At 75.0% G+C, this 24111-nt stretch carries 15 protein-coding genes and 1 pseudogene; 11 read left to right on the top strand and 5 right to left on the bottom strand.

Annotated features, from left to right (window positions below; translation table 11 throughout):
- Positions 1–139 precede the first annotated feature (139 nt).
- From ACQFYA_RS15825 to glf, 5 genes are all read left to right on the top strand, one after another.
- Positions 140–2107, top strand: a complete 1968-nt coding sequence (locus tag ACQFYA_RS15825; RefSeq protein ID WP_499125730.1) for a peptidoglycan recognition protein family protein — start codon at positions 140–142, stop codon at positions 2105–2107.
- 169 nt (positions 2108–2276) lie between these two features.
- On the top strand, positions 2277–3518 hold the full coding sequence (locus ACQFYA_RS15820; RefSeq protein ID WP_499125728.1) for a hypothetical protein: 1242 nt from the start codon (positions 2277–2279) through the stop codon (positions 3516–3518).
- A gap of 10 nt (positions 3519–3528) precedes the next feature.
- The gene (locus tag ACQFYA_RS15815; protein WP_499125726.1) at positions 3529–5421 is read left to right on the top strand and encodes a glycosyltransferase; all 1893 of its coding nucleotides are present in this window, start codon (positions 3529–3531) and stop codon (positions 5419–5421) included.
- A gap of 10 nt (positions 5422–5431) precedes the next feature.
- Positions 5432–7303: a glycosyltransferase gene (locus ACQFYA_RS15810; RefSeq protein WP_499125724.1), complete on the top strand. Its 1872-nt coding sequence runs from the start codon at positions 5432–5434 to the stop codon at positions 7301–7303.
- 55 nt (positions 7304–7358) lie between these two features.
- On the top strand, positions 7359–8492 hold the full coding sequence (gene glf, locus ACQFYA_RS15805) for a UDP-galactopyranose mutase (RefSeq protein ID WP_499125723.1): 1134 nt from the start codon (positions 7359–7361) through the stop codon (positions 8490–8492).
- Between the two features lie 33 nt (positions 8493–8525).
- On the opposite strand, the gene ACQFYA_RS15800 is transcribed toward glf, so the two are convergent.
- Together ACQFYA_RS15800 and manA are read right to left on the bottom strand one after the other, a co-directional pair.
- On the bottom strand, positions 8526–9635 hold the full coding sequence (locus ACQFYA_RS15800; RefSeq protein ID WP_499125721.1) for a hypothetical protein: 1110 nt from the start codon (positions 9633–9635) through the stop codon (positions 8526–8528).
- Positions 9636–9761: 126 nt separating this feature from the next.
- Positions 9762–11054, bottom strand: coding sequence for a mannose-6-phosphate isomerase, class I (gene manA / locus ACQFYA_RS15795; RefSeq protein WP_499125719.1), 1293 nt, complete (start codon positions 11052–11054; stop codon positions 9762–9764).
- Between the two features lie 180 nt (positions 11055–11234).
- Between manA and ACQFYA_RS15790 the strand changes: the two are divergent.
- From ACQFYA_RS15790 to ACQFYA_RS15775, 4 genes and pseudogenes are all read left to right on the top strand, one after another.
- Positions 11235–12359: pseudogene (locus tag ACQFYA_RS15790) on the top strand (cytidylyltransferase domain-containing protein); the annotation flags it as partial.
- Positions 12360–12557: 198 nt separating this feature from the next.
- Positions 12558–13439: an N-acetylneuraminate synthase family protein gene (locus ACQFYA_RS15785; RefSeq protein ID WP_499127566.1), complete on the top strand. Its 882-nt coding sequence runs from the start codon at positions 12558–12560 to the stop codon at positions 13437–13439.
- Positions 13440–13529: 90 nt separating this feature from the next.
- Positions 13530–14579 (top strand): glycosyltransferase family 2 protein, encoded by a 1050-nt coding sequence (locus ACQFYA_RS15780; protein WP_499125718.1) that lies wholly within the window; start codon positions 13530–13532, stop codon positions 14577–14579.
- 130 nt (positions 14580–14709) lie between these two features.
- On the top strand, positions 14710–16713 hold the full coding sequence (locus ACQFYA_RS15775) for a CDP-glycerol glycerophosphotransferase family protein (protein ID WP_499125717.1): 2004 nt from the start codon (positions 14710–14712) through the stop codon (positions 16711–16713).
- Here the strand turns inward: ACQFYA_RS15775 and ACQFYA_RS15770 are convergent.
- Complete coding sequence (locus ACQFYA_RS15770) at positions 16675–17874, bottom strand: DUF6716 putative glycosyltransferase (protein WP_499125715.1); 1200 nt, start codon at positions 17872–17874, stop codon at positions 16675–16677. The genes ACQFYA_RS15775 and ACQFYA_RS15770 overlap by 39 nt on opposite strands.
- Positions 17871–18911, bottom strand: a complete 1041-nt coding sequence (locus tag ACQFYA_RS15765; protein ID WP_499125713.1) for a hypothetical protein — start codon at positions 18909–18911, stop codon at positions 17871–17873. The genes ACQFYA_RS15770 and ACQFYA_RS15765 overlap by 4 nt, the downstream gene beginning before the upstream one ends.
- Positions 18912–19042: 131 nt before the next feature.
- Here ACQFYA_RS15765 and ACQFYA_RS15760 point away from each other — a divergent pair, with 131 nt between their 5' ends.
- A complete protein-coding gene (locus ACQFYA_RS15760) occupies positions 19043–19924 on the top strand; it encodes a TylF/MycF/NovP-related O-methyltransferase (RefSeq protein WP_499125712.1) in 882 nt (293 codons plus the stop codon).
- 64 nt (positions 19925–19988) lie between these two features.
- On the opposite strand, the gene ACQFYA_RS15755 is transcribed toward ACQFYA_RS15760, so the two are convergent.
- Positions 19989–22451 (bottom strand): hypothetical protein, encoded by a 2463-nt coding sequence (locus ACQFYA_RS15755; RefSeq protein WP_499125710.1) that lies wholly within the window; start codon positions 22449–22451, stop codon positions 19989–19991.
- Positions 22452–22585: 134 nt separating this feature from the next.
- On the opposite strand from ACQFYA_RS15755, the gene ACQFYA_RS15750 reads away from it, so the two are divergent.
- A complete protein-coding gene (locus ACQFYA_RS15750) occupies positions 22586–24091 on the top strand; it encodes a glycosyltransferase (protein ID WP_499125708.1) in 1506 nt (501 codons plus the stop codon).
- Positions 24092–24111: the final 20 nt, after the last annotated feature.

Below are 24111 nucleotides of genomic sequence, written 5' to 3'. Positions count from 1 at the left end.
CACTGTGCCCCACGCGCTGCGGGCAGGCATCCGGAAGGGGCGCGGGATCGCACGTTCGAGGTGCCGCGGGGCCGATCCGTCCCTATCGTCGTGCGGGTCAGGTGCCCGGCGCGACCACGGTGGACGAGCGGAGACGAGCATGACGGCGAGAACCCTGGGACGACGCACGGTCCGGATCACCGTCACGACGACGACCGTCGTGGCGCTGGCGCTCACGGGGGTCGTCCTCCCCACCGTCACCCTTCCGGTCCCGGAGGCGCACGCCGTCTCGCCGGACGTGGAGCACGTGCCCGTGCGCGGCATCGACGCCGACGCCCGGCACGCGAAGGGGGCGCTCGACGAGGCCGTCGGGCACGAGCACGTCGCCCCCGAGAAGTCCGAGGTCGCCCAGGAGGTCGCCCCGGACGACGGCGCCGCGACGACGCTCGCGCAGGAGGAGCCCGACGAGGGCGACCTGGCCGCGCTGAGCGAGCGCACCACCACGCAGGACTTCCTCGTCGCCGGCGTGACGTGGGACGAGGCCGCGAGCAGCGAGGTCACCGAGGTCGCCGTCCGCGTGCGCGAGGGCGGCGCCTGGACCGACTGGCAGTCGCTGGGCCTGGACGGGGTGACGGTCGACGGCGGCCGCGCCGGGACCGAGCCGATCGTCTCGACCGGTGCGGACGGCGTGCAGGCGCGGGTGCGCACCGCCGACGGCACCCCGCCGAGCGGGATCCAGGTGGACGTCGTCGACCCCGGGACGTCGCGGGCCGACGCCTACGTCGGCGACGACTCGGCGCCGGCGTCCTCGGCGAACGCGGGGACGGGCTTCGAGATCCGGCCGCACGTCGTGACGCGGTCCGGCTGGGGCGCCGACGAGTCGCTGGCCGGCACGTGGCCGGAGACGTCCAAGGAGCTCAAGGCGATCTACGTGCACCACACCGCGGGCACCAACGGCTACCGGGAGAGCCAGTCCGCGGCGCTGGTGCGCGGCATCTACGCGTACCACACCAAGTCGCGCGGCTGGCCGGACATCGGCTACCAGTTCCTGGTCGACAAGTACGGCAACATCTTCCAGGGCCGCAAGGACGCGCGCGTCGACAACCCGATCGGCGCCCAGGCCGGCGGGTACAACACCGGCACCATCGGCGTGTCCGCCATGGGCAACTTCGACACCGCGAGGCCCACCAGCGCGCTCCTCACGGCGATGGCGAAGGTGATCGCCTGGAAGTCGTACCAGTACCGCATCGACCCGAAGGGCACGACGACCCTCATGACGGGCGGCAGCACCGGGACGGGCACCCGTGCGAAACCCGGCACCAAGGTCAGGGTGCCCACCGTGCTGATGCACCGGACGACCAACGAGACCGCCTGTCCGGGCCGCTATCTCGCCGCGAAGATGAGCACGCTGCGCAGCGGTGCGGCGTCGCGCAAGGCCGCCGCGATCAAGAAGTACGGGTCGATGCGATGGGCCGTCTCCGCCCCGACGCGGTACTCCCCGACCGCCGCCCAGTCCCCGGTGCAGTGGTCCACCCGGGCCACGTACAAGTGGAAGAAGGTGTCGGGCGCCCGGTACTACCAGGTGCTCTACCGCGACGCGCACTGGAACTCTGACCTGCCCAGCTCGAACTACTGGCGGGTGCTCAAGTCCGCGACGACGGCCACGTCGGTCACCGTGAACCTCGACCGCGGCACGGCCCGGCAGATCGCGGTGCGCGCCGTCAGCAAGAACTACCACCGCGGGCCCATGACGACGCTGGTGTGGACCAGCACCACGATCATGCCGAAGTCGTGGTCGTTCTCCAGCGGGTGGAAGAAGGTGCAGCACAAGGCCTACTACGGCGACTACGCCTACCAGACGTCCACCGGCGGCAAGACCATCACCCTCAAGAGCGCGAACGAGGTGCATCGGGTGGTGGTGCGTGGGGCGACCGCGCCTGGAGACGGCAAGGTGCAGGTGCTCGTGGGAGGCAAGGTCCGAGGGACGTTCGACTTCAACAAGCCCTCCGACGGCGACCGGATCTTCTCGCTCGTCCTCTCCGGTCACCAGGACGGAAACGTGACCCTGCGGAAGGTCGCGGACGGCAAGAAGGTGCGGATCTCCCAGATCTCCCTCGCGCGCTGGTAGTCGACCGCGAGGACGCACCGTCGAGCCTGCCGGGACCAGGTCCCGGCAGGCTCGACGGCGTTCCGAGCCCGAGGCAAGCGCTCGCAGCGAACATGCAAGGCGTGCCGGTAGCCTGCGGGTCACGAGCTCGGTGTCGAGGGGACCCACGCAGGGTCCCGGAGGAGAACTGATGTCTACCAGCGAGGCTCCGGCCGATTCGTTGCAGCTGCCGGAGCGGGCGCTGCTGCTGCACATCGGCCTGATGAAGACGGGCACCACGAGCCTGCAGAACGCCGCCGCGGTGCTGCGGTCGGAGCTGCTGGCCGGCGGGGTCCGGTACCCCGGTACGAGCACCAACCACCGCAGCGCCGTCAACGACTTCATGGGCCACTCGTGGGGCTGGGGGACGACGCCGGTCGCCGGGGCGTGGCGCAAGCTGCGTCGCGAGATCGACCGGGACACGGAGAACCGGGTCTGGATCGGCCACGAGTTCGCGGCCAACGCCGACGACGAGACCGCCAAGGCATGGCGCGAGGAGCTCGGCGAGCGCGCCCACGTCGTCGTGACGCTGCGCAACTACGCCGAGATCCTGCCGTCCCTGTGGCAGCAGATGACCAAGGAGGGCGAGCGGGCCGACGCCGAGTCGTGGCTCCGGGGCGTGCTCTCCGACGACCCGGAGAGCGACCTGCGGTCGTTCCGTGACCGCATCGACCAGGGCCGGGTGGTGACGCGCTGGGCGGAGGCGTTCGGCCCGGAGAACGTCACCGTGGTCGTGGTCGACAAGTCGACGCCGGAGCTGTTGTTCGACGCCTTCGAGTCGATGCTCGGCCTCGAGCCGGGCCTGCTCCGCACCGCGAAGCTGGACGGCAAGGCTTCGAACCGGGGGATGTCCCTGGAGGAGGCGGAGCTCCTGCGCGCGCTGAACCTCAAGCTCCGCACGCAGCTCACCTGGCTCGAGTACTGCAAGTGGCTGCGCGACGCGGCGTCCACCGCCGTGCTCCGGTGGCGCCGCCCCGGTGACCACGACACCAAGCTCGTGCTCCCCACGTGGGCGGCCGAGAAGGCGCAGGAGCGCGCCGCGGCGCACGTCGAGCAGATCGCTGCGTCGGGGGTGCGGGTGGTCGGCGACCTGGGGCTGCTGCGCACCGAGGTCCGGTCGGACGACGACCCGCCGCTGCGCAGCGACGTCGTGCCCCTGGACGCCGCCGTCGAGGCGATCCTCGGGGTGATCCGCCAGGGCCGCCGCGACGAGGAGCGCCTCGCCGCCGCCCGGGCGGAGGTCACGGACCTGAAGGCCGCGGCCGCGGCCGCGGACGCCGCGGCGGCCGCCGCGGCGCGGCGGAAGGCCGGCCCGACGGTGTCCGAGGCGAGCGGTCGCGAGCTCGCCCGGGCGCTCGGCTCGCGCGTCAAGCGTCGCCTGCGGCGGCGCTAGGCTCGCCCGCGTGCACCTCGCCCAACAGCTGGTCCTGCTCTCCGCCGACGGGTCGTCCGACCGCCGCGCCCTGTGCGTGGAGGACGGGCCGGGCGTCGTCGAGCCCGGCGGGGTGCGCGTGCCCGCGGGCACGAGCCAGGGGTTCGCCACCTACTTCTCCGCGTTCCCGGCGTCCTACTGGGTCCGCTGGGCCGGCGTGCGGACGGTGCGGCTGGAGGTCGACGTCGTCGGCGCGGGCGCCGTGCGACTGGTGCGCTCGGACGCGGGCGGTGCGGCCTCGCCGGTCGGGACCGCGTCGGTCGGGACCGTGTCGGTCGAGCCTTCGCCGGTCGAGCCTTCGCCGGTCGAGCCTGTCGAGACCACCGTCGCCCTCGACGTGGACGTGTCCGGCACGGCGGCCGGCGGCTGGCTGTGGTTCGAGGTGGACGCCGCCGACGGCGACGTGGTCGTGTCCGACGCGCGCTGGCTGGTGGACGTCGGCCCCCGCCGGACGGGCGACGTGTGCCTGTCGATCACCACGATGGACAAGCCGGAGTTCTGCGTCGCGACGCTGGAGCGGATCGTGGGCTCGACGGCGCTGGCGGAGGCCGTGGGCACCGTGCTGGTCGTGGACCAGGGCGCGCGCCGCGTCGTCGACCATCCCGGCTACGCCGACGTGGCCGCGGCCCTCGGCGACCGGCTGACGGTGATCGAGCAGCGCAACCTCGGCGGGTCGGGCGGTTTCTCCCGCGGGATGCTCGAGGCGCTGGACCGGCCGGACGCCGACGCCGTCCTCATCCTCGACGACGACGTCGAGGTGGAGCCCGAGGCGCTGCTCCGGGCGATCCGGTTCCACCGCACGGCCCGGACGCCCGTCGTCGTCGGCGGGCACATGCTCGACCTGCACCGCCCCACGGTGCTGAACTCGTTCAGCGAGGTGGTGCACGAGCGGTCGTTCATGTGGGGCCCGCCGCGGCCCGACCAGCAGTGGCACGACCTCGCCGCCGGGCCGCTGCGGGACACCCCGTGGCTGCACGCCCGCGGGGAGAGCGACTTCAACGGCTGGTGGATGTGCCTCCTGCCCACCGACGTGCTGCGCTCCGTCGGGCTGTCCCTGCCCCTGTTCCTCAAGTGGGACGACGCGGAGTTCGGCCTGCGCGCCCGCGACGCCGGCCGCGCCACGGTGTCGTTCCCCGGCGCGGCGCTGTGGCACGTGGCCTGGACCGAGAAGGACGACACCGTCGAGTGGCAGGCCTACCTGCACGTGCGCAACCGCGTGGCCGCCGCGCTGCTGCACGCGCGCCGGCCGCGGGCCGGCCTGCTGCTGCCCCTGCTGCTCGCGAACGACCTCAAGCTGCTGCTCGGCCTGCGGTACTACGCCGTCGACCTGCACGTGCGGGCGCTGCGCGACGTGCTCGCCGGCCCGGGCGACCTGCACGCCGACCTCGAGCGGGTCGTCCCCTCCGCGCGGGCGGTCGGCGCCGCGTACCCGGAGACGGTCGTGCGTCGCGCCGGCGACCCGGCGTTCGACGCCGCCGCGCCGCGGGTGCGCGACGGGGAGCCGGGCCCGAAGCCGACGTCGCCGGTGGTGCTCGCCCGGCTCGCCGCGCGCGGCCTGCTGCGGAACCTGCGCCGCGGCGTCCGGGGCCCCGCCCCGCGGTCCGCCCTCACCCGCGAGCAGGCGACCTGGTGGGAGGTGCCGGCGCACGACTCGGTGCTGGTGCTCGCCGGCGACCGTGCCTCGGGCGTCTGGCTGCGCCGCGACCCGCGCCGCTTCTGGCGGCTGGCCGGCGCCTCCGTCGCGGCGCACGTGCACCTCGCGCTGCGGTGGCGTCAGGTGTCGGCGCGCTGGCGCGCCGCCGCGCCCGGCCTCGTCGACCCCGAGGCCTGGCGGGCGACCTTCGCACCCCGCGCGCCCCACTAGGATGGTCCGGATGTCCACCCCCTCCGTCGTCGCGGTCGTCGTGTCGTACAACAGGGCCGCGCTGCTCGGCGCGGCCCTCGACGCGCTGGCCGCCCAGAGCCGGCCCGTCGACCGCGTGGTCGTGGTCGACAACGCGTCGACCGACGACGCCCTCGACGTGGCGCGGGCCCATGCGAGCGCCCCCGAGGTGGTGGCGCTCCGGCGCAACACCGGCGGCGCCGGCGGCTTCGCGGTCGGCATCGCGACCGCCGTCGCCGACCTCGACGCCGACCTCGTGTGGGTCATGGACGACGACACCGTCCCGACCACGACCGCCCTCGAGGCCCTGCTCGGCGCGCGCGACGCCTACCCCGGCGACGTGACCGCCATGGCCAGCCGCGTCGTGTGGACCGACGGCAGCGACCACCCGATGAACACGCCGCGCACCCGGCCCGGGGCCACGCCCGCGGAGCTGCAGCGGGCGCGCGCCGCCGGCGCGGTGCCGGTGCGGTCGATGTCCTTCGTGTCGATGCTGATCGACGCGCGCTCCGTGCGGGCAAACGGGCTGCCGGTGAGCGACTACTTCATCTGGAACGACGACTTCGAGTACTCCACCCGGCTGCTGCGCCGCGGCACCGGCCTGTACGTGCCGGGCAGCGTCGTCGAGCACCGCACGGCCCGCCTGGTCGGGACCGACGACGACCCCGGCCCGCGCTTCTACTACGAGGTGCGGAACAAGGTCTGGATGTTCACGCGGTCGTCGGCCCTGCGCGCCTCCGAGCGGGTGCTGTACGGCGGGTCGACGCTGCGCCGCTGGGCCCGCACCGTGGCGCGCTCGTCGGACCGCGGCACCCTGCTGAAGGCGGGCGGCCGCGGCCTGTGGCACGGCGTCGTGCGGCGGCCCCGCGCCGACACCGAGGTGCTGTCCGGCGTCGGGCCCGCCGCGCTGAGCGTCGCGCGGGTGGAGGTGGGCGGCGTCGACGGGCCGGTCGCGGTCGAGCTCCCGGCCGTCCCGCGCGCGGCCACGTCGCCCACGGGCCCGCCGCCGGTCCCGCGCGGCGCCCTCGACGACCACCGGTTCTCCGTGCTCCTGCCCGTGTACGCCGGCGACGACGCGGCGCACCTGGAGCGCGGCCTCCTGTCCGTGACGCGCGACCAGACGCTGCGGCCCGACGAGGTCGTCGTCGTGCGCGACGGGCCCGTGGGCGACGAGGTCGCCGCGGTCCTCGGCCGGCTGCACGAGCTGACCGACGTCCCGGTCACGCTGGTGCCGCTGGATCGGAACGTCGGCCTGGCCCGCGCCCTCGAGGCCGGGCTGGAGGCGTGCAAGCACGAGATCGTGGCGCGCGCCGACGCCGACGACATCTCCCGGCCCGAGCGGTTCGCCGTCCAGGTGCCCATGGTCGCGCAGGGGCGCGACATCGTCGGGTCCGCGATCCAGGAGTTCGACGACGACGAGGACGCGCCCGGGATGGTGCGCGTGCCGCCCACCGGCGACGACATCGCGACCACGGCCCGGTTCCGCGACCCGTTCAACCATCCGTCGGTCGTCTACCGGCGCTCCGCCGTCGCCGCCGCGGGCGGCTACGAGCACCTGGACCTCATGGAGGACTACCTCCTGTTCGCCCGCATGATCGCGGGCGGCGCGGACGCGGAGAACGTCGTCGACCCGCTCGTGCTCTACCGCGTCGGCGCCGGCGCGTACGCGCGCCGCGGCGGGCGGCGCCTGCTGGCGTCCGAGCTCGCGCTGCAGCGCACCCTGCACTCCGAGGGCTTCCTCACCGGCCCGCAGATGGTGCGCAACGTCGTGGTGCGCGCGGGCTACCGCGTGGTCCCCGAGTCGGTGCGCAAGGCCGGGTACCGCACGTACACGCGCCTGCGCGGCGGGTACGAGCCCGACTGACCGACCCCACGGTGGTCGAGCCCGTCGAGACCACCACCACCTGGAGGAACCTGACATGACCGACCTCGTCGTCGTCGGCACCGGGCTCTTCGGCCTGACCGTCGCCGAGCGGATGGCCGAGCAGGGCCGCAAGGTGCTCATGATCGACCGCCGCGACCACATCGGCGGCAACGCGTACAGCGAGCAGGACCCGGCCACCGGCATCGAGGTCCACCGCTACGGCGCGCACCTGTTCCACACCTCGAACGAGCGCGTGTGGGAGTACGTCAACCGGTTCACCGCCTTCACGGACTACGTGCACCGCGTGTACACCACCCGCCGCGGCGAGGTGTTCCCGATGCCGATCAACCTCGGCACGATCAACCAGTTCTTCCGGTCCGCGCACGGGCCGGACGCGGCGCGTGCGCTGGTGCGCGAGCAGGCCGCCGAGCTCGAGGGCCGCCGGCCGCAGAACCTGGACGAGCAGGGCGTGTCGCTCATCGGGCGACCCCTGTACGAGGCGTTCATCCAGGGGTACACGGCCAAGCAGTGGCAGACCGACCCGCGCGAGCTGCCGGCGTCGATCATCTCCCGCCTGCCCGTGCGGTACACGTACGACAACCGGTACTTCAACGACACCTACGAGGGCCTGCCGGTCGACGGGTACACCGCCTGGCTGGAGCGGATGGCCGACCACCCGAACATCGAGGTGCGGCTGTCCACCGACTTCTTCGACGACGCGCAGGCGGTGAGCAAGAAGGCCGTCGTCGGGCAGGTGCCCGTCGTGTACACCGGCCCGGTCGACCGGTACTTCGACGACGCCGAGGGGGCGCTGTCGTGGCGCACGCTCGACTTCGAGCGCGAGGTGCTCCCGGTGGGCGACTTCCAGGGCACGCCGGTGATGAACTACGCCGACACCGAGGTGCCGTACACCCGCATCCTCGAGTTCCGGCACTTCCACCCCGAGCGCGAGTACACGGGCGACAAGACCGTCATCGTGCGCGAGTACTCGCGCTTCGCCGAGCGCGGCGACGAGCCGTACTACCCGGTGAACACCGCCGCCGACCGCGAGAAGCTCAAGAGCTACCGCGAGCTGATGGCCGGCGAGCCCGACGTGCACTTCGGCGGCCGCCTCGGCACGTACCAGTACCTCGACATGCACATGGCCATCGGCTCCGCCCTGTCGATGGTGGACAACAAGCTCGTCTAGTGCCGAACATGCAGTTCCGCTCGCTCTGAGCGCTCAGAGCGAGCGAAACTGCATGTTCGGCGCCGCCCGGGCGAGGAATCCTCGCACCTGGCGGCCGACGAGGCGCTCACGGACGTGTCGCACGTCGAAGCGCAGCACGTCGACCCCGGCAGCGGCCGCGAAGGCGTTGTCGCGATCGCGGTCACGTCGGTCGAACCGCTCCTCGCCGTCGTGCCACGCGTGACCGTCCATCTCGACGACGAGCACGCGGCCGTCCGCCAGATCCCAGGCCATGTCGCCGCGACCGAGCAGCCGGCCGGTCCCGTCCCTGACGGGACGCTGGAGCGCGTCGGGCGGCACGCCCTCCTCGATGCACTGCCAGCGCCCGACCGACTCGAGCCAGGACTCGGCGTCGGGATCGGCCCACTCCCAGAGCTCGTGCCGGAGCGCGATCCCACGCCGACCGCGGGCGAGGTCGTGGGCCCGGGCGGCCCCCGCAGGGCGCACGACCTCCAGACGCAGGCTCGAGTCCAGCACCGCGAGCCCGTTCTCGAGGGAGAGCTCCGGGACCGCCTGAGCGAGCGCCCACTCGGGGGAGGCGATCCGACGGGTGCCCGTGCGCGGGTCTCCGAAGGCCACCGTCGTCATGCCGCTCTCGAACTGCCGCAGCCGGATGCCTGCGCGATCCGGGCGGTTCGACCCGCGCGGCAGGGCGACCTCCGGTGAGATCCGGGACGGGAGACCCTCGACTCCGTGGAGCGCCAGGGCGCAGGCACCGACAGCGATCGCCTCGGGCCCGTACGCCAGGAGCCCGGCCCAGGCGGACCGCCGACGGAGATGATCGAAGAGGAGGTCGCTGCCCGAACGCTCACGGAGCACCGCCGCCGTCGCCCGGCTGGACCGACGCTGCGCGGCGTCGAGGTCGGTGACGACGAGCGGCGGCAGAGCGTGCCGGGGCACGTGGTCGACCGACCTGGCTTCGGGCGGGACGGGGACGGTGTCCACGACTCCCCGGGCCACGACCCGCCACCGTCCGGCACGCAGCCACCGCGCACGGCGCGACCGGTCCACTCCGTGCCGTGCGCACTGCGGGGTGCTCAGCAGGCCCTCCTGGGCCGGGGCGAGCGAGAGCAGGGGGGCAGGGAGCTCGGCCGGGATGCGCACGCCGCCATCTCAGCAAGACCCGAGGTCGACCGGGCCGCCCCTGTGGACAAGCCGCCGACCATGCACCTGCGCTCGTTCTCAGCGCTCAGAACGCGCGCAGGTGCATGGTCGAGGCGGGGGGCCGGGTCAGGGAACCCAGGCGCAGACGACGTGGGCGGCGCCGTCGACGGTGAGCGGCCCGGCGGAGTCGGGCACGAAGCACGACTCGCCGCGCCGCAGCTCGAGCTGCCCGGAGGCGGTGAGCAGGCGTGCGTCACCGTCGAGGGCGAGGACGACGCGGGGCCCGTCGACGGCGAGCGCCACGGGCTCGCCGGGAACGACGTCGGCGAAGGTCAGCGCGAACTCCTCGACCGGCGCGCGGTAGGTGACCACGACGCTCTCCCCGCCGGACACCAGCGTGGCGGGCCGGGCGGGCGGGCGGGGGGCGAACGACGCGCACTCCAGCAGCGCGGGGGCGTCGACGTGCTTGGTGGTGAGCCCGGCACGCAGCACGTTGTCCGACGCGGCCATGACCTCCACCCCGAAGCCGCTGAGGTAGGCGTGCACCTCGCCGGCGGGCACGTACATCGCCTCGCCGGGCTCCAGCGTGACGCGGTTGAGCAGCAGGGAGACGAGGGCCCCGGGGTCGCCGGGGTGCTCGTCGGCCAGCGTGAGCACCGTCGCGTCGGCGCGCGCGGTCGGGCCCGCTCCGCCCCCGGCGCGGTGCCGGCGCGCGACGGCGGCCACGGCGGCGGCCACGTCGCCCGCGCACGACGGCGAGCGGCGCGCGGCGACGAGCGCCTCCGTGGCGGCGCGGACGCCCGCGGTGGACGGCCGCTCGGCGAGCGCGGCGCGGACCGCGTCGACGAGGGCGCCGTCGAGCCCGTCCAGCAGCGCGAGCACGGAGCGCGGGCTGCGGAACCCGGCGAGCGCCTCGAACGGGCTGAGCGCGACGATCATCTCGGGCTTGTGCTGGTCGTCGTGGAACGACCGGTGCGGGTGCCCGGCGGGCAGTCCGGCGCGGGTCTCCCGGTGGTAGCCGGCGCGCGCGAGGTGCGGGCGCGGGTGCACCTGCAGGGACAGGGCCCGGTCGGCGGCGAGCACCTTGAGGAGGAACGGCAGGCGCGGCCCGAAGCGGTCCGCGACGCGGCGGCCGAGGGCGTCGTGCGGCTCGGCGCCGACCAGGTCGTCGAGGGTGCGGCCGGTCGTGCCCACCCGCGACGGCGCCCCTGGGTGCGCGCCGAGCCACAGCTCCGCCGCGGGCGTGCCGTCGGCCTCCCGCCCGAGCAGGTCGGGGATGCGGGTGGGTGACCCCCAGTCGTACGCGCGGACAGGGTTGTCGAGTCGCAGCACGGGCAGGCCGCCGGCGGCGGCGGCGGTCGCGCGCGCCCCCGGCGTCGCGCCGGCGCGGGGGTGCGTGCGGGTGGTCAGGGCGTCCATGGGACCTCCTCGGACAGGGGAACTCTCCCGGTGACTTCTCCCATGAAAGGGCACCAGGAATGCGGGACCGACCATTCTCGAAGGGCGTCGGAAAGTGTTCACCTGACGGCATCCTGATGTTCGGCGACAGTTCCCCGGAAAAGGCCGATCGCGTCTTGTCGCGCTCTTAGTGTCGGCGCCATGAACGACATCCACCCGGGGTTCGACCCCGACCGTGGTGCGCTCGTCGTGATCCCCGCCCGCGGCGGCTCGGCCGGCATCCCGCTGAAGAACCTGCAACGCGTGGGCGGCACGACGCTCGTCGCCCGGGCCGTGCGCTCGGCGCTGGCGGCGCCCTCGGTGACCGCCGTCGTGGTCTCCACCGACCACGACGAGATCGCCCGCGAGGCGACGGCGCACGGGGCGCGCGTGATCCGCCGCCCGGCCGACATCGCCGGCGCCACCGCGAGCTCCGAGTCCGCCGTCCTGCATGCGCTCGACGCCGTGCGCGGCGACGCCACGGCTGACGGCGCGGCCGACCCGGCCGTGACCGTGCTGCTCCAGGCCACGTCGCCGTTCGTCGACCCGGCCGACCTCGACGCCGCCGTGCGCCAGGTCGCGGACGGGGAGCACGACGTCGTCGTGGCCGTGTCGCCGACGCACGACTTCCAGTGGCGGCTCGACGGCGACGTGCCCACGCCCGTGGGCCACGGCACCGACCACCGCCCGCGCCGGCAGGACCGCGCCCCGCACTTCCGCGAGACCGGCGCGTTCTACGCGATGCGCACCGCCGGCCTGCGGGAGGCGGGCAGCCGCTTCTTCGGGTCGGTGGGGCTGCAGCCCGTGGCCCCGGAGTGGTCGATGGAGATCGACGAGCCCCGCGACCTGTGGCTCGCGCGCACCCTGCTCGAGCAGCCCGATGAGACCGCCGCGCCGGTCGAGCCTGTCGAAACCTCGACGAGCTCGACCGACGGGGGGCCGATCGACGTCGACGCCCTCGTGACCGACTTCGACGGCGTGCACACCGACGACGCGGCGTACGTGGCGCAGGACGGCACGGAGAGCGTGCGCGTGCACCGGGGCGACGGGCTGGGCGTCGCCCGGCTGCGCCGCACCGGCATCCCGCTGCTGATCCTGTCCACCGAGACCAACCCGGTGGTGGCCGCCCGCGCCCGCAAGCTCGGCGTCGACGTGCTGCACGGCGTCGACGACAAGGCGGCCGCGCTGCGCGACTGGTGCGCCGTCAACCGTCTGGACCCGGGGCGGGTCGCGTACGTCGGCAACGACGTGAACGACCTGCCCGCCCTCGACCTCGTCGGCTGGCCCGTGGCCGTGGCCGACGCCCACCCCGAGGTCGCCGCCACCGCGCGCGTCGTCCTCGACCGACCGGGCGGCCACGGCGCCGTCCGCGAGGTCTGCGAGCGGATCCTCGCAGCCCGCCCGGACGCCGCCGTGCGTCACACCCCGCAGCACCACGAACGGAAGGACACCCCCGTGACCACCACCGCCAGCACGACCAACCCCATCCCCGAGGCGCCCGTCGTCCGCGTCGGCGACCACGAGGTCGGCACCGGTCAGCCGGTGTACGTGATCGGCGAGATCGGCATCAACCACAACGGCGACGTCGAGATCGCCAAGCAGCTGATCGACGTCGCGGTGGCCGCCGGCTGCCAGGCCGTGAAGTTCCAGAAGCGCACGCCGGAGATCAGCACCCCCAAGGACCAGCGGGACAAGATCCGCCAGACGCCCTGGGGCGAGATGACCTACCTCGAGTACAAGTACCGCGTCGAGTTCGAGCACGAGCAGTACACGGAGATCGACCAGTACGCGAAGGCGAACGGCATCCAGTGGTTCGCGTCCCCGTGGGACGTGCCGTCGGTGGCGTTCCTCGAGGAGTTCGGCGTCCCGACGCACAAGATCGCCTCGGCCTCCGTCACGGACCACGACCTGCTCCGCGCGCTGGCCGAGACGGGCAAGCCGCTCATCCTGTCGACGGGCATGTCGACCCTCGAGCAGATCGACGCCGCGGTGGAGATCCTCGGCACGGACGGGCTCGTGATCCTGCACGCGACGTCGACCTACCCGCTGCCCCCCGAGGAGGCGAACCTGCGCACGATCGCGACGCTCCAGGAGCGCTACGGCGTACCGGTCGGCTACTCCGGCCACGAGACGGGCCTGCAGATCTCCCTCGCCGCGGTCGCGCTCGGCGCGGTCGCCGTGGAGCGGCACATCACCCTCGACCGCGCGATGTGGGGCTCGGACCACGCCGCGTCGCTGGAGCCCAAGGGCCTGGCGAACCTGGTGCGCGACATCCGCATCCTGCAGGACGCGCTGGGCGACGGCGAGAAGCGCGTCATGCCCGGCGAGCTGTCGCCGATGTCGCGCCTGCGCCGCGTCGACGCCTGACGGGCGGTTCCGATGTCGGACGCGCATCCGGCGACCGTCGGTCGAGCCGCTCGGGACCAGGTCTCGACAGGCTCGACCGACGGCCGGGACATGGTGGTCGAGGTCGACGCGCCGCCCGGTGTCGCCGTCGTCGCGTGCGTGCGCGACGAGGAGGCGTACCTGGCCGAGGCGGTCGCGTCCGTCCTCGGCCAGGAGTACGCCGGGCCCCTGCGCCTGGTGCTCGCCGTCGGCCCGTCCCACGACGCGACGGCCGAGGTCGCGGCGCGGCTCGCGGCCTCCGACCCGCGGGTCGTCGTGGTGGACAACCCGACGGGCTCGCGATCGATCGGGTTGAACCTCGCGATCGGGCACGCGACCCAGGTGCCGGACGAGGGCGACGCGGTGCTGCTCCGCGTCGACGGGCACACGGTGCTGCCGCCGGACTACGTGACGCGGGCCGTCGCGACGCTCGAGCGCACGGGCGCCGCGGGGGTCGGCGGGCTGATGCACCCGGTCGGCACGTCCACCGTGCAGCGGGCGGTGGCGCGGGCGATGAGCCACCCGGCGGGCATCGGCGCGGCGTCGTTCCACGTGGGCGGCGACGCGGGCCCGTCCGAGACCGTGTACCTCGGGGCGTTCCGGCGCTCGGCCGTCGCGGCGGTCGGCGGGTACGACCCGTCGCTGGTGCGGGCCGAGGACTGGGAGCTGTGCCTGCGCCTGCGCCGCGCCGGCGGGCTGCTCTGGTTCGACCCCGCCCTGCAGGTCACCTACCGCCCGCGGCGCACGCTGCGGGCGGTGGCCAAGCAGTTCTGGCGCACCGGCATGTGGCGCCGCGAGGTGATCCGCCGCGACCGGTCGACGGCGAGCGTGCGCTACCTCGCCCCGCCCGTCCTGGTGCTCGGCCTGGCGGCCTCGGCCGTCGTCGTCGCCGGGGGAGCGCTCGCCGCGCTGCCCGGGGTCGTCGCGGTCGGGGCCGTGGTCCCGGCGGCCTACGCGGCCGGACTCCTGGCCGCCGGCGCGCACGCCGCCGGGCGGCGTCCCCGGCTGGGGCTGCGCGAGGCGCTGCTGCTGCCCCTCGTGGTCGCCATCATGCACGTGGCCTGGGGGGCCGGCTTCGTGCGCGGCCTCACCGAGCGGGCCGTCGCCGACCACCGCGCCTGACCGCGTCGTCGCCTGCTCTCGTTCCGGTACAGTCTCGCTCTCACGGAGACGACCTGGGGGAGCGGTGGCGGAAGTACGGACGGAGCGCGAACGGGTACGGAGCACGTTGGCGGTCGGCCTGCATCCTGAGGTGCTGCGGCTGACCGTCGACCGCGGTGGGGCCTCGCCGGTCGTGGCCGTCGGCACCGCTCGTCGGGGCAGCGCGGTCGACCACTGGACGCCCTGCCGCGCGACCGCTGACGGCGACGTCGCGGAGATCGACCTCTCGGGGGTCGTCGCCCGCTATCCGGCCGACGCCGTCGTCGACCTCTGGTACCGGCTCGAGCCGGGGCCGCGGGCCGGCGCCGCGCCCCGGCCCCGGCGGCTCGGGAGCTTCCCCTGTACCGTCCGGGAGGACCCGAGCGCACAGGTCGTCGTGGACGGTACCCCGGTGCGGCTCCGCGTCAACGTGCACGGCAACCTCGTGCTGCTGACCGGCGAGGCCGTGGGGCCCCGGGGGTTCGGGGTCGAGGGGACCTCGCTCGATCACGACGGCGGCACGCTCTCGTTCGCGGGCAGGGTCACCGCCTTCGACCGGCAGCTCGCGTCCGTCGAGCTGCGGGTCCAGGCGCGGCAGAGCGAGACGGCGACGTCCGTGGTGCTCGCGACCGAGCCGGACCCGGAGGCCTCCGAGCGCGCGTTCGGTGCCGCCGTGCACCGTGTGGCGGGCTCCGTGGACCTCCGCGAGCTCCTCGCGCGGGCAGAGCCGCACGACGTGCTCCTCGACCCGCGGCTCGTCCTGACGGACACGGCGGGGAACGTGCAGACGATGAAGCTGCACGAGCGGCACGCCACGAGCGGCACGCTCGCGCCGGCGCCCGTCCACGTCGGGGGGACGGTCGTCCACCTCGTCCCGCGCTTCACGTTCCTGGGCGGGAACCTCTACCTCAACGCGGATCGCTTCACCCCCGCCGCGCACGCCGCCATGGAGCGGGTCATGCGCCGGCCCTGGTGGACGGCGGTCGCCCGCAGGACCCTCGGCATCTGGCTGATCGGCGAGGTGCCGTACAAGGCGCAGGACAACGGCTACCACTTCTTCCGCTGGGTCCGAGAGCGGCACCCGCTCCGGCTCGCCTTCTACGTCATCGACCGCGACTCCCCGGACCGCGAGCGGGTCGCCGCCCTCGGCCGCGTGGTGGAGCGGGGCTCGGTGAAGCACATGGTGCTGTCGGCCTGCGCGGCGCGGGTGGTGGGGACGCACCACGCGGAGTACCTCCTGCCCACCGCGGACCCGCGGATGCTGCGTGCCGCGCCCGCAGTGCGGGTCATGCTGCAGCACGGCGTCCTCGGGACCAAGAACATGGTCTCCACGTACGGCCGGGACGGTCAGCGGATGCAGCCGCCCGACGTCTTCCACGTGAGCTCGCCCCGTGAGCGCGACATCGTCGTCGGCGACCTGGGCTTCGACCCCGAGCAGGTGCCGGTGACAGGGCTCCCACGCTTCGACCGGCTGCTCGCGCCCGTGACCGATCCCCCGCGGGGGATCCTGGTGATCCCCACCTGGCGCAGCCGGATCGGCACGAGGCAGCAGTTCGAGGCGAGCGACTTCCGCGCGCGGTGGCAGGCGTTCCTGCACCATCCGGCGGTCCGCGAGCTCGTCGAGGACGGCGAGCGGGTCTCGTTCATCCTGCACCCCAACATGCGCAAGTTCGCCGACGGTCTCGACACCGCGGGAGCGACCGTCTACGAGCAGGGGGAGCGGGCCGTCCAGGATCTGCTGCGCGACCATGCAGCGCTCGTCACCGACTACTCCTCGGTGGGGTTCGACTTCGCGCTGCTCGAGCGCCCGGTCTTCTACTTCCAGTTCGACCGCGCCGCCTACTTCGGATCCGCGCCGAGCCACCTGGACCTCGACGCCGAGCTCCCGGGGCCGGTGCACGCCGACGAGGACGCCCTGGCGGCCGCTGTCGCGGAGAGCCGCGCGGGAGGGTTCCGCATGGACGACGAGTACCGGGAGCGCGCCCGGCGGGTGTTCCCCGCGCACGACCGGAAGAGCTCGTCGCGCGTGTACCGGTCCGTGCGGGGTGCGCGGAGGTACCGGGCGCCGCAGGCGGGGTCAGGCGCGCACGAGACGGGACGACAGGCCGACGGGTAGGGCGGACCGGGCGGCGCTCCACCAGTGCCGGCGCCACGACCACGGGGTGACGGACAACGGCGGCAGGTCGCCGGTGCGGGAGCGGCGGGCGAGGTCGTGCACCGCCGCGGGGAGGCCGGACGGTGCGGTGTGCAGGTAGTGCTCGTCGAGCCACGCCGGGTCGGGCGCGGGCCCGCCGGCGCGGAGCGTCGCGGCGACCTCGTCCAGGCGGCGCAGGCACCCCGACGCGGCGAAGGGCTCGTTGAGGAGCGCCGGGCCGACGCCGAAGTCGGCGAGGAACACCGTGGGCAGGCCGCGCGCGAGGGACTCGAGTCCCGCCGTCGAGCTGACCGTGAGCAGGGCCGCCCCCGGGGTGAGCTGGTCGGCCATCGGGCCGGTGACGAACCCGACGGCGTCGGCGGGCCGCCCGAGGCGGGCGTGCTCCGCCGCCCAGAGGGCGTCGAGCGGGTGCTGCTCGTTGTGGGTCTGGCGCTCGCCGGCGCGGGCCCGCAGCTTCACGACGACGTCGAGGCCGTCGGCGGCGAGCCCGGCGAGGCCGTCGAGCAGCGCCACCCGGTCGACGCGGGAGGCCGGCACCTTCGCCTGCGCGGCGAGCACCACGCGTCGCACGCCCGCGGGGGCGTCGCCGGCGGGGCCGTCGAGGAACGGCAGACGGGTGAGCACGAGGTCCGGCCGGGCGCCCTGGCGCGCGAACGCCTCGACGTAGGGGGCCGTCTCGACGCGGGCGTGCACGAGGAACGCGTCGCACCAGCGCCGCCACCCCGCCCCCTGCGGCGTGGCGGGCAGCGCCATGCCGGGGAGCCCGGTCACGAGGGCGGGACGGCGCCCGGGGCGCGTCGCTCGCAGGACCTCGCGGGCCACCAGCTCCGCGACGGGGCCGGTGGCGGCGACGAGGACGACGTCGGGGCGCTTGGTCCGCACGAGCCTGCGCAGGCCCCGCGGGGACAGCACCGCCGGCCCGGGGATGCCCGAGCCTCGGACGGCGGCCGCCACCTGCTCGGGCGTCGGTGCGATCGGGGACCGGACGAGCGCGGCCGAGGCCTCCACGTGCCCGTCGTCGCGTCGCAGGCCAGCCAACGTCCACACCGCCCACTTGAGGTACGAGTCGGAGTCGGCGACGGCGAGCACTCGCGGGGCGGTCGTGGCGGAGCGTGCCCTCATGCGGGCGAGACCGCGGCCGACGGTCGCCCCAGCAGCGGCGTGACCGGGGCGCTCGGCGCGGCGGCGCTCTCGGCGGCCGCGCGGGTGGCGAGCTCGTGCGTGCGCCCCAGGTGCCGGCGCAGCTCGGGCGTCGCGCGGCCGGTCCACCAGGCGTCGGGCACGTCGTGCGGCGCGACGACCACCCCGCGGGGCACGAGCAGGCGCGACAGCGTGACGGCCGACGTCGACGGCAGCATCACCGCCCGCTGACCGGGCCGCAGCCCCCGCAGACGGATCTCGACGGGCGCGCCCGGCTCGTCCACGGTGACGCCGGGCAGCCGCTCCAGCAGCGCGGAGACCAGCGGGTCGTGACGGCGGTGCGGGATGTAGCGCACGGGGCCGTCGGCGGCGATCCCGCGCACCCAGGCGGCGTAGCGGTCGGCCTGCACCAGCCCGTCGGCCACGAGGGCGGAGCCGACGACGACGGTCGACTCGTCGGGCGCGTTGCGCTGCGGGCGGGAGCGCAGCCAGGCGAAGTCCTGCGGGCGCGCGCGCACGCCGAGCGCGCGCAGCCCGGCGAGCACGTCGTCGTCCAGCGGGATCGTCGTGCTGAGGGTGAGGCGGCCCGCGGCGACCAGCCGGCGCAGCCGGCGCGCGGCCAGCGCGCCGAGGCCGTAGCGCAGCGGGTCGGGGGGAGCGGTGAGCCGGACCAGCGGGGAGCCGGTCAGCACCCGGCGCGCGAGGTCGAGGGTGGCCAGGCCGTCGTCGACGACGACGAGGCGCTCCGGCGGGCGCGGCGCGCGCACCAGCGCGGCCTGGAAGGCGCCCGAGAACGGGTCGCCCACGACCACGGTGCCGTCGGGCAGGCGTCGGGGGGCCGGCGCGGCGTCCACGTCCAGCCCGGGGGGCAGGCCGAGGGCGCGGACGGCGTCGATGCCGGCGGTGAGCGCCGGGACGTCGGCACGGGCCAGCACGTGCGTGCTGGCGCCGGCGTGCCCGGCGGCGTGCGCCTCGACGGCGCACAGCAGCTGGAGCGGGGACTCGACGAGCGCTGTCACGCCGCCAGTCTCACCGCGGAGGACGACGCGCAGGGGACCTCGGCGTGGCCGGCGGATGAACGTTGGGTGCCGTCGACCGCGCCCCCGTCCGGCCCCTGGCCATCCGGCCCCCGGTGGGTTTCGATGGGCACATGCCCGAACGGAGTGCGCGGGAAAGGCTCGTGGCCGCCCTGCGGGGAGGTGCACGGGCGACGACCTCGGCGTCGGCTGGCGAGGGGGAGGGGGCCGCCGAGCTGCGCGCGGAGCTGCGCCGCACCCGGCGGGAGCTCGAGGCCCGCCGCACCGACGTGCGCCGGCTGCGGAAGAGCGTGCGCGAGCTCGAGGCGGACCACCTCGACGACCTGCCCGACCCGGTGGCGGCGGCCGTCCGCGCGGTGCGGGAGGAGCACCTGACCCTCCTCGGGATTCGGCCGCTGCACGACCTGGCGCACGCCGTGCTCGACGCCGAGGCGCGGGCGCTGCCGGGCGTGCTGCTCGAGTGCGGCACGGCCCGCGGCGGGTCCGCCATCGTGATCGCGGCCGCGAAGGCGCCGGGCCGGCGCCTCGCCGTCCACGACGTGTTCGGCCTCATCCCGCCGCCCACGGCGGACGACGGCGAGGACGTGCACGCCCGGTACGCGACGATCGTCGAGGGGCGGGCGAAGGGCGGCGGCGGCGAGACCTACTACGGCTACCGCGACGACCTCTACGCCGAGGTGCGCGAGTCCTTCGCCCGGCACGGGCTCCCGGTCGAGACCTCCGACGTCGAGCTCGTGCGGGGGCTGTTCGAGGACACGCTCACGGGCGACGAGCCCGTGGCCGTGGCGCACCTGGACGGCGACTGGTACGCCTCGACGCGCACCTGCCTGGAGCGGGTGGTGCCGCGCCTCGTCCCCGGCGGCCGGGTCGTCGTCGACGACTACCTGGCCTGGTCGGGGTGCCGCACGGCGGTCGACGAGTTCCTCGCCGCGGACCCGGCGCAGCACGGGCTCGTGCGCGAGATGCACTCCCGCCTGCACCTCGTGCGCGCCTGACGCAACGGACCCGCCAGGCCCGGGCCGTCACCGAGGACACGGGCGGCTCGACCGACGGCCGGGATCAGTGCGTGAGGGCGACCGCGGGGGTCTCGGCGCGCTCGAGCCACAGCTCCTGGCGGGCGACGTACGCGTCGTCCCACGGCTTGACCGAGTCCGCCCAGTGCGCGAGCTTCGCCTCCGCCGTCGGGAGGTCGCGCGTGGGCACGTGGTCCCACGCCTCGTCGAGCTCGGTGCGGTGGGGGCCGGCGTACAGGTGCAGGGCCTCGCGGGCGTCGATGCGGAACTCCCGCATGGCGGTGAGGCACTCCGCCGCGAAGCCGTCCGCCCGCAGGCGCGCGAGGTCGAGCACCAGCACGTCCGTGTCGAACGCGTTGAAGTCGAACACGTGGCGCGCGTGGATGCGGCGGTAGAAGTCGTACGCCGTGGCGGAGGCGTCGTCGAGGCGGCGGGCCGCCCGGTACAGCAGGCCGAAGCCGCTCGGGTCGGCGTGCGACGTGTGCCGGGCGGCGACGGCCGTGTCCCCGAGGTCGACGGCGGCGAGCTCGGCGAGGTCGCCCAGCACGACGGCGTCGACGGGGAGCACGACGGCGCGGCCGACGCCGGGCAGCAGGTGCGGCAGCAGCGCGTGGTACGCCCGCTGGCCCGCGGTCACGCCCAGGGCCTTCAGGTCGAGCCCGGTGGTCGGCACCCGGTGCACGGTGGTGCCTTCGGAGAGCTCGGGGAGGCTCACGCTGCTGACCTTCGGGCCCACGAGCCAGACCCGCAGCGGGGCGCCGGCGGCGACGTCCAGCGCCTGCACCGCCGCGCCCACGTGGGGCAGCTCGCCGGGCCGGGGCAGGAGCACGACGTCGACCGCCCCGTCGATGGCCGGCGCGTCCACCGCGGCCGCCGCGGCGAGGACGGCGGGATCCACCGGGAGGTCTGGCAGCGGGGTCGCGGCGGTGTGCCGCGCCCGCGCCGCCTCGACCTCGGGCGCGACGGTCTCCCGCCACAGGGCGTACACGGCGTCGGCGTCCTGGCCGGCGAAGATCGCGCTCAGCACGGGCTCGAGCCGGGCGATCATGCCCGTGCGGATGGCCTCGAAGCCGTCGTGATCGAGCGGGTGCAGACCGCTGAAGCGCACGTCGGCGAAGCTCGCGGGCTGGAAGTCGACGTCCAGCCCGAGCGACGTCGTGGGCAGGTAGCAGTGCAGGCGCTTGGTCACGACGTGCGTGAAGTTCGTCCGGTACCACTCGAGCAGCCGCACGGCCTCGCGCATGTTCTCCACGAACGTGCGGTCCTTGACGCCGCGGTAGCTCTGCTTGATGTTCTCGTGCCCGTCGGGCACGGGCTCGCGCACGGCGTCGACGTAGACGGTGGCGGGCTCCGGCCGCTCCTCGAGCTCGGGGAAGACCGTGCTCACGGTGGTGGTGAGGCAGCCGGAGAAGAAGGCGGGCACGTCGAGCGAGAGGAGCAGGTCGACGGTGGTCCAGTCGCGGCAGCCGATCGGGCCGTGCGCCCGCAGGTAGTCGAGCGCCTCCGGGGTGAGCAGGCCGCGCTTGTTGCAGTGGAACGAGACGAAGACCGGCCGCAGGTTCTCGTGCATCGGGAAGTCCCACACGCCGGTGTCGGCGAGGTCGTGGGAGTGCCAGCCGAACTCCAGCAGCCAGGTGCCCTCGGGGAACGCCTGGAACGACGAACCGTCGCGGTCCACGCGGTACAGCTCGACGTCCGTGGCGTCGCCGTCGAGGCGCAGCTCCGGGCGCACCCGTCCCTGCAGCTCGCGGACGAGGTCGGTCAGCTCGGGCTGGCCGTGGAAGCGCAGGTTCTGCCGCCGCACGACGTGGCCGAGGGACGACAGGGTCTGGACGTGGTCGCCGATGTTCTGCGACGACTTCCCCCGGCCCGGCTGCACGTAGTCCATGACCGCGAACGGCACCCGCGTGCCCGGGGCGGGCGCGGTGGTGTGCCGCTCCGCACGCCTCCACCGCTCGAGCCACGCGACCTCCGCGGCGCCGCCCGGCCACTGCCGCGCGGCCCCGCGGTAGGCCGCCACGAACCGGTCGTGCACGGCGTGCCGCAGCGCGGTGTCCCCGTGGGCGAAGGCGTAGCGGAGCACGGTGTGCCAGGTCCGCGCGTCGAGCGTGGTGGCGCCGTCCAGCCAGGTGCGGGTGAGCGCGAGCCCCCGCTGCGGGTCCACGCGGAAGAGGGACTCGACGAAGGAGCCGGGGCTGACCGCGAGGGCGTCGTCGCCGGCACGGTCGAAGAACGACAGGGCGCGGTCGTGCAGGTGCCGGCGGTGGGCGACCAGCCCGGCCGCGACCAGGACGTCGGCCCCGGGTGACGGCTGCGCCAGCGCCTCGTCCACGAGCGACTGCGCCGCCCGGAGGTCCTTCGCCCCCAGGAGCGCACGCACCTCGTGCACCGTCGGGTGGCTCTGCGCGAGGGCGTCCTGGGGCGAGGAGCCCCTGGGGCCGAGGGCGGAGCGGAGTGCGCGGCGGGCGCCCCGGAGCCAGGTGGCGGGGTGCAGCGGGCGGCGGGGCATGAGGTCTCCCGGGTCGGGGGCCGACGAGTCGGGCGATACTACATCCGGGCGGTCGGATTACCGCCGTCCCGACCGGCGCAGGTTCCACCCCGTGGGACGGCCGGCGGGCGCCTCCGAGCCCCTACGATGGGCCGGTGCCCCACAGTCACGGACACCCGACGACCGAGCTCCCGCCCGGGAGCCACGCCGCGGCGACCTGGACGATCCCCGCCGACTACGGCGGCATGACGTCGGCGTTGCTGCGGCGCTCGCGCGCCTTCGTCCGCGAGGCCGGCGTGCCGGTGCGGATCCTGACGTTCGCTCCGGAGCTCGACCTCGAGGCGACCCGGCAGACGCTGGAGGCGCGGGGCGAGCTGGTGCCCGGGATGACGCTGCACAACGTCTGGCACGACCTGCGCGAGCTGCCGGACGACATCGTGGCCCCGCCGCCGGGCAGCCGCCCGACCGGGCGGCCCCGCGCAGAGCCGGGGGAGCTGGTGCGCACCGTGTCCGGTCCGGACGGGGAGGTGCTGCGGCAGCTGCACTTCCGCGCCGACGGCACGCTCGCCGCGGTGGACGAGCGCGCGGAGGCACGCCGCATCACCCTGTACTCCCGCGACGGCCGGCCGGGCCGCCGCTGGAGCACCGCGTGGTCCCTCTACCGCTACTGGCTCGACACCGTGCTGCCGGAGCGGCCGGGCTACGTCGTCGTCGACAGCAAGACGCTGGTGAGGTTCTTCGCCTCGCTGAGGCGCAAGGACCTGTACACCGCGCACCTGGTGCACGGCGCGCACCTGTCGGCGTCGGCGACCGACGCGCACGGGCCGCTCACGGTGGCCCGGACGCCGCTCGTCGAGCACCTCGACGACTACGACGCCGTGGTCTTCCTCACCGACGGCCAGCGTCGCGACGTCGTGGACCGGGTGGGCGCGCGGATGCATACGTACGTGGTGCCCAACAGCACCGACCTGCCGGACGGGCCGGTGCCCGCTCACGAGGACCGCTACCGCGGCGCGGTGCTGGCGTCCCTGCACGGGCGCAAGCGGGTGGGGCAGGCGATCGTCGGGCTGGACCGCGCGCGGCGCCGGACCGGGCTGGACCTCACCCTCGACGTGTACGGCGACGGCCCGGAGCGCGCGCGGGTCGAGGCGCGCGCGGCGAAGGTGCCCGGGGTCACCGTGCACGGCTTCGTGCGCGGCGCCGCCGACCGCCTCGACGACGCGTCGTTCCTGCTGCTCACCAGCCGGTCCGAGGGGCTGCCGCTGGTCTTCGCGGAGGCGATGTCCCGCGGCTGCGTGCCCATCGCGTACGACATCCGCTACGGGCCCGGGGACATCATCACCGACGGGGTGGACGGCTTCCTCGTGCCCGACGGCGACGTCGACGCCCTCGCGGCGGCGATCGAGCGGTTCGTCACGCTCGACGACGACGCGGTGCGCCGCATGCGTGACGCCGCCGTCGTCACCGCCCAGGGCTACGCGGACCACGCCGTCGTCGCACGCTGGGCGGACGTCCTCACGGACGTGACGCAGCGGCGCCCCCAGCCCGCGACGCGGGCCGCGTCCGGCGTCCGCTCCACCACCTGGCTGCCCGCGGCGCCCGGCTTCCGGCAGGGGGCCATCCGGCGTCTGGCCGGTATGCTGCGACGCGCCCCCCGCTGACCGACGACGCTTCAGGAGAC

The sequence above is a fragment of the Promicromonospora sp. Marseille-Q5078 genome, from assembly GCF_050315395.1.
Classification (GTDB): Bacteria; Actinomycetota; Actinomycetes; order Actinomycetales; family Cellulomonadaceae; genus Isoptericola.
Note: the sequence above shows the minus strand (reverse complement) of the source record. Positions and strands in the feature narration are given on the sequence as shown.

Excerpts from the sequence above, each read along its gene's own strand:
- ACQFYA_RS15825 (WP_499125730.1), top strand. The coding sequence starts at position 140 with ATGACGGCGAGAACCCTGGGACGACGCACGGTCCGGATCACCGTCACG.
- ACQFYA_RS15820 (WP_499125728.1), top strand. The coding sequence starts at position 2,277 with ATGTCTACCAGCGAGGCTCCGGCCGATTCGTTGCAGCTGCCGGAGCGG.
- ACQFYA_RS15810 (WP_499125724.1), top strand. The coding sequence starts at position 5,432 with ATGTCCACCCCCTCCGTCGTCGCGGTCGTCGTGTCGTACAACAGGGCC.
- glf (WP_499125723.1), top strand. The coding sequence starts at position 7,359 with ATGACCGACCTCGTCGTCGTCGGCACCGGGCTCTTCGGCCTGACCGTC.
- manA (WP_499125719.1), bottom strand. The coding sequence starts at position 11,054 with ATGGACGCCCTGACCACCCGCACGCACCCCCGCGCCGGCGCGACGCCG.
- ACQFYA_RS15780 (WP_499125718.1), top strand. The coding sequence starts at position 13,530 with ATGGTGGTCGAGGTCGACGCGCCGCCCGGTGTCGCCGTCGTCGCGTGC.
- ACQFYA_RS15770 (WP_499125715.1), bottom strand. The coding sequence starts at position 17,874 with ATGAGGGCACGCTCCGCCACGACCGCCCCGCGAGTGCTCGCCGTCGCC.
- ACQFYA_RS15760 (WP_499125712.1), top strand. The coding sequence starts at position 19,043 with ATGCCCGAACGGAGTGCGCGGGAAAGGCTCGTGGCCGCCCTGCGGGGA.
- ACQFYA_RS15755 (WP_499125710.1), bottom strand. The coding sequence starts at position 22,451 with ATGCCCCGCCGCCCGCTGCACCCCGCCACCTGGCTCCGGGGCGCCCGC.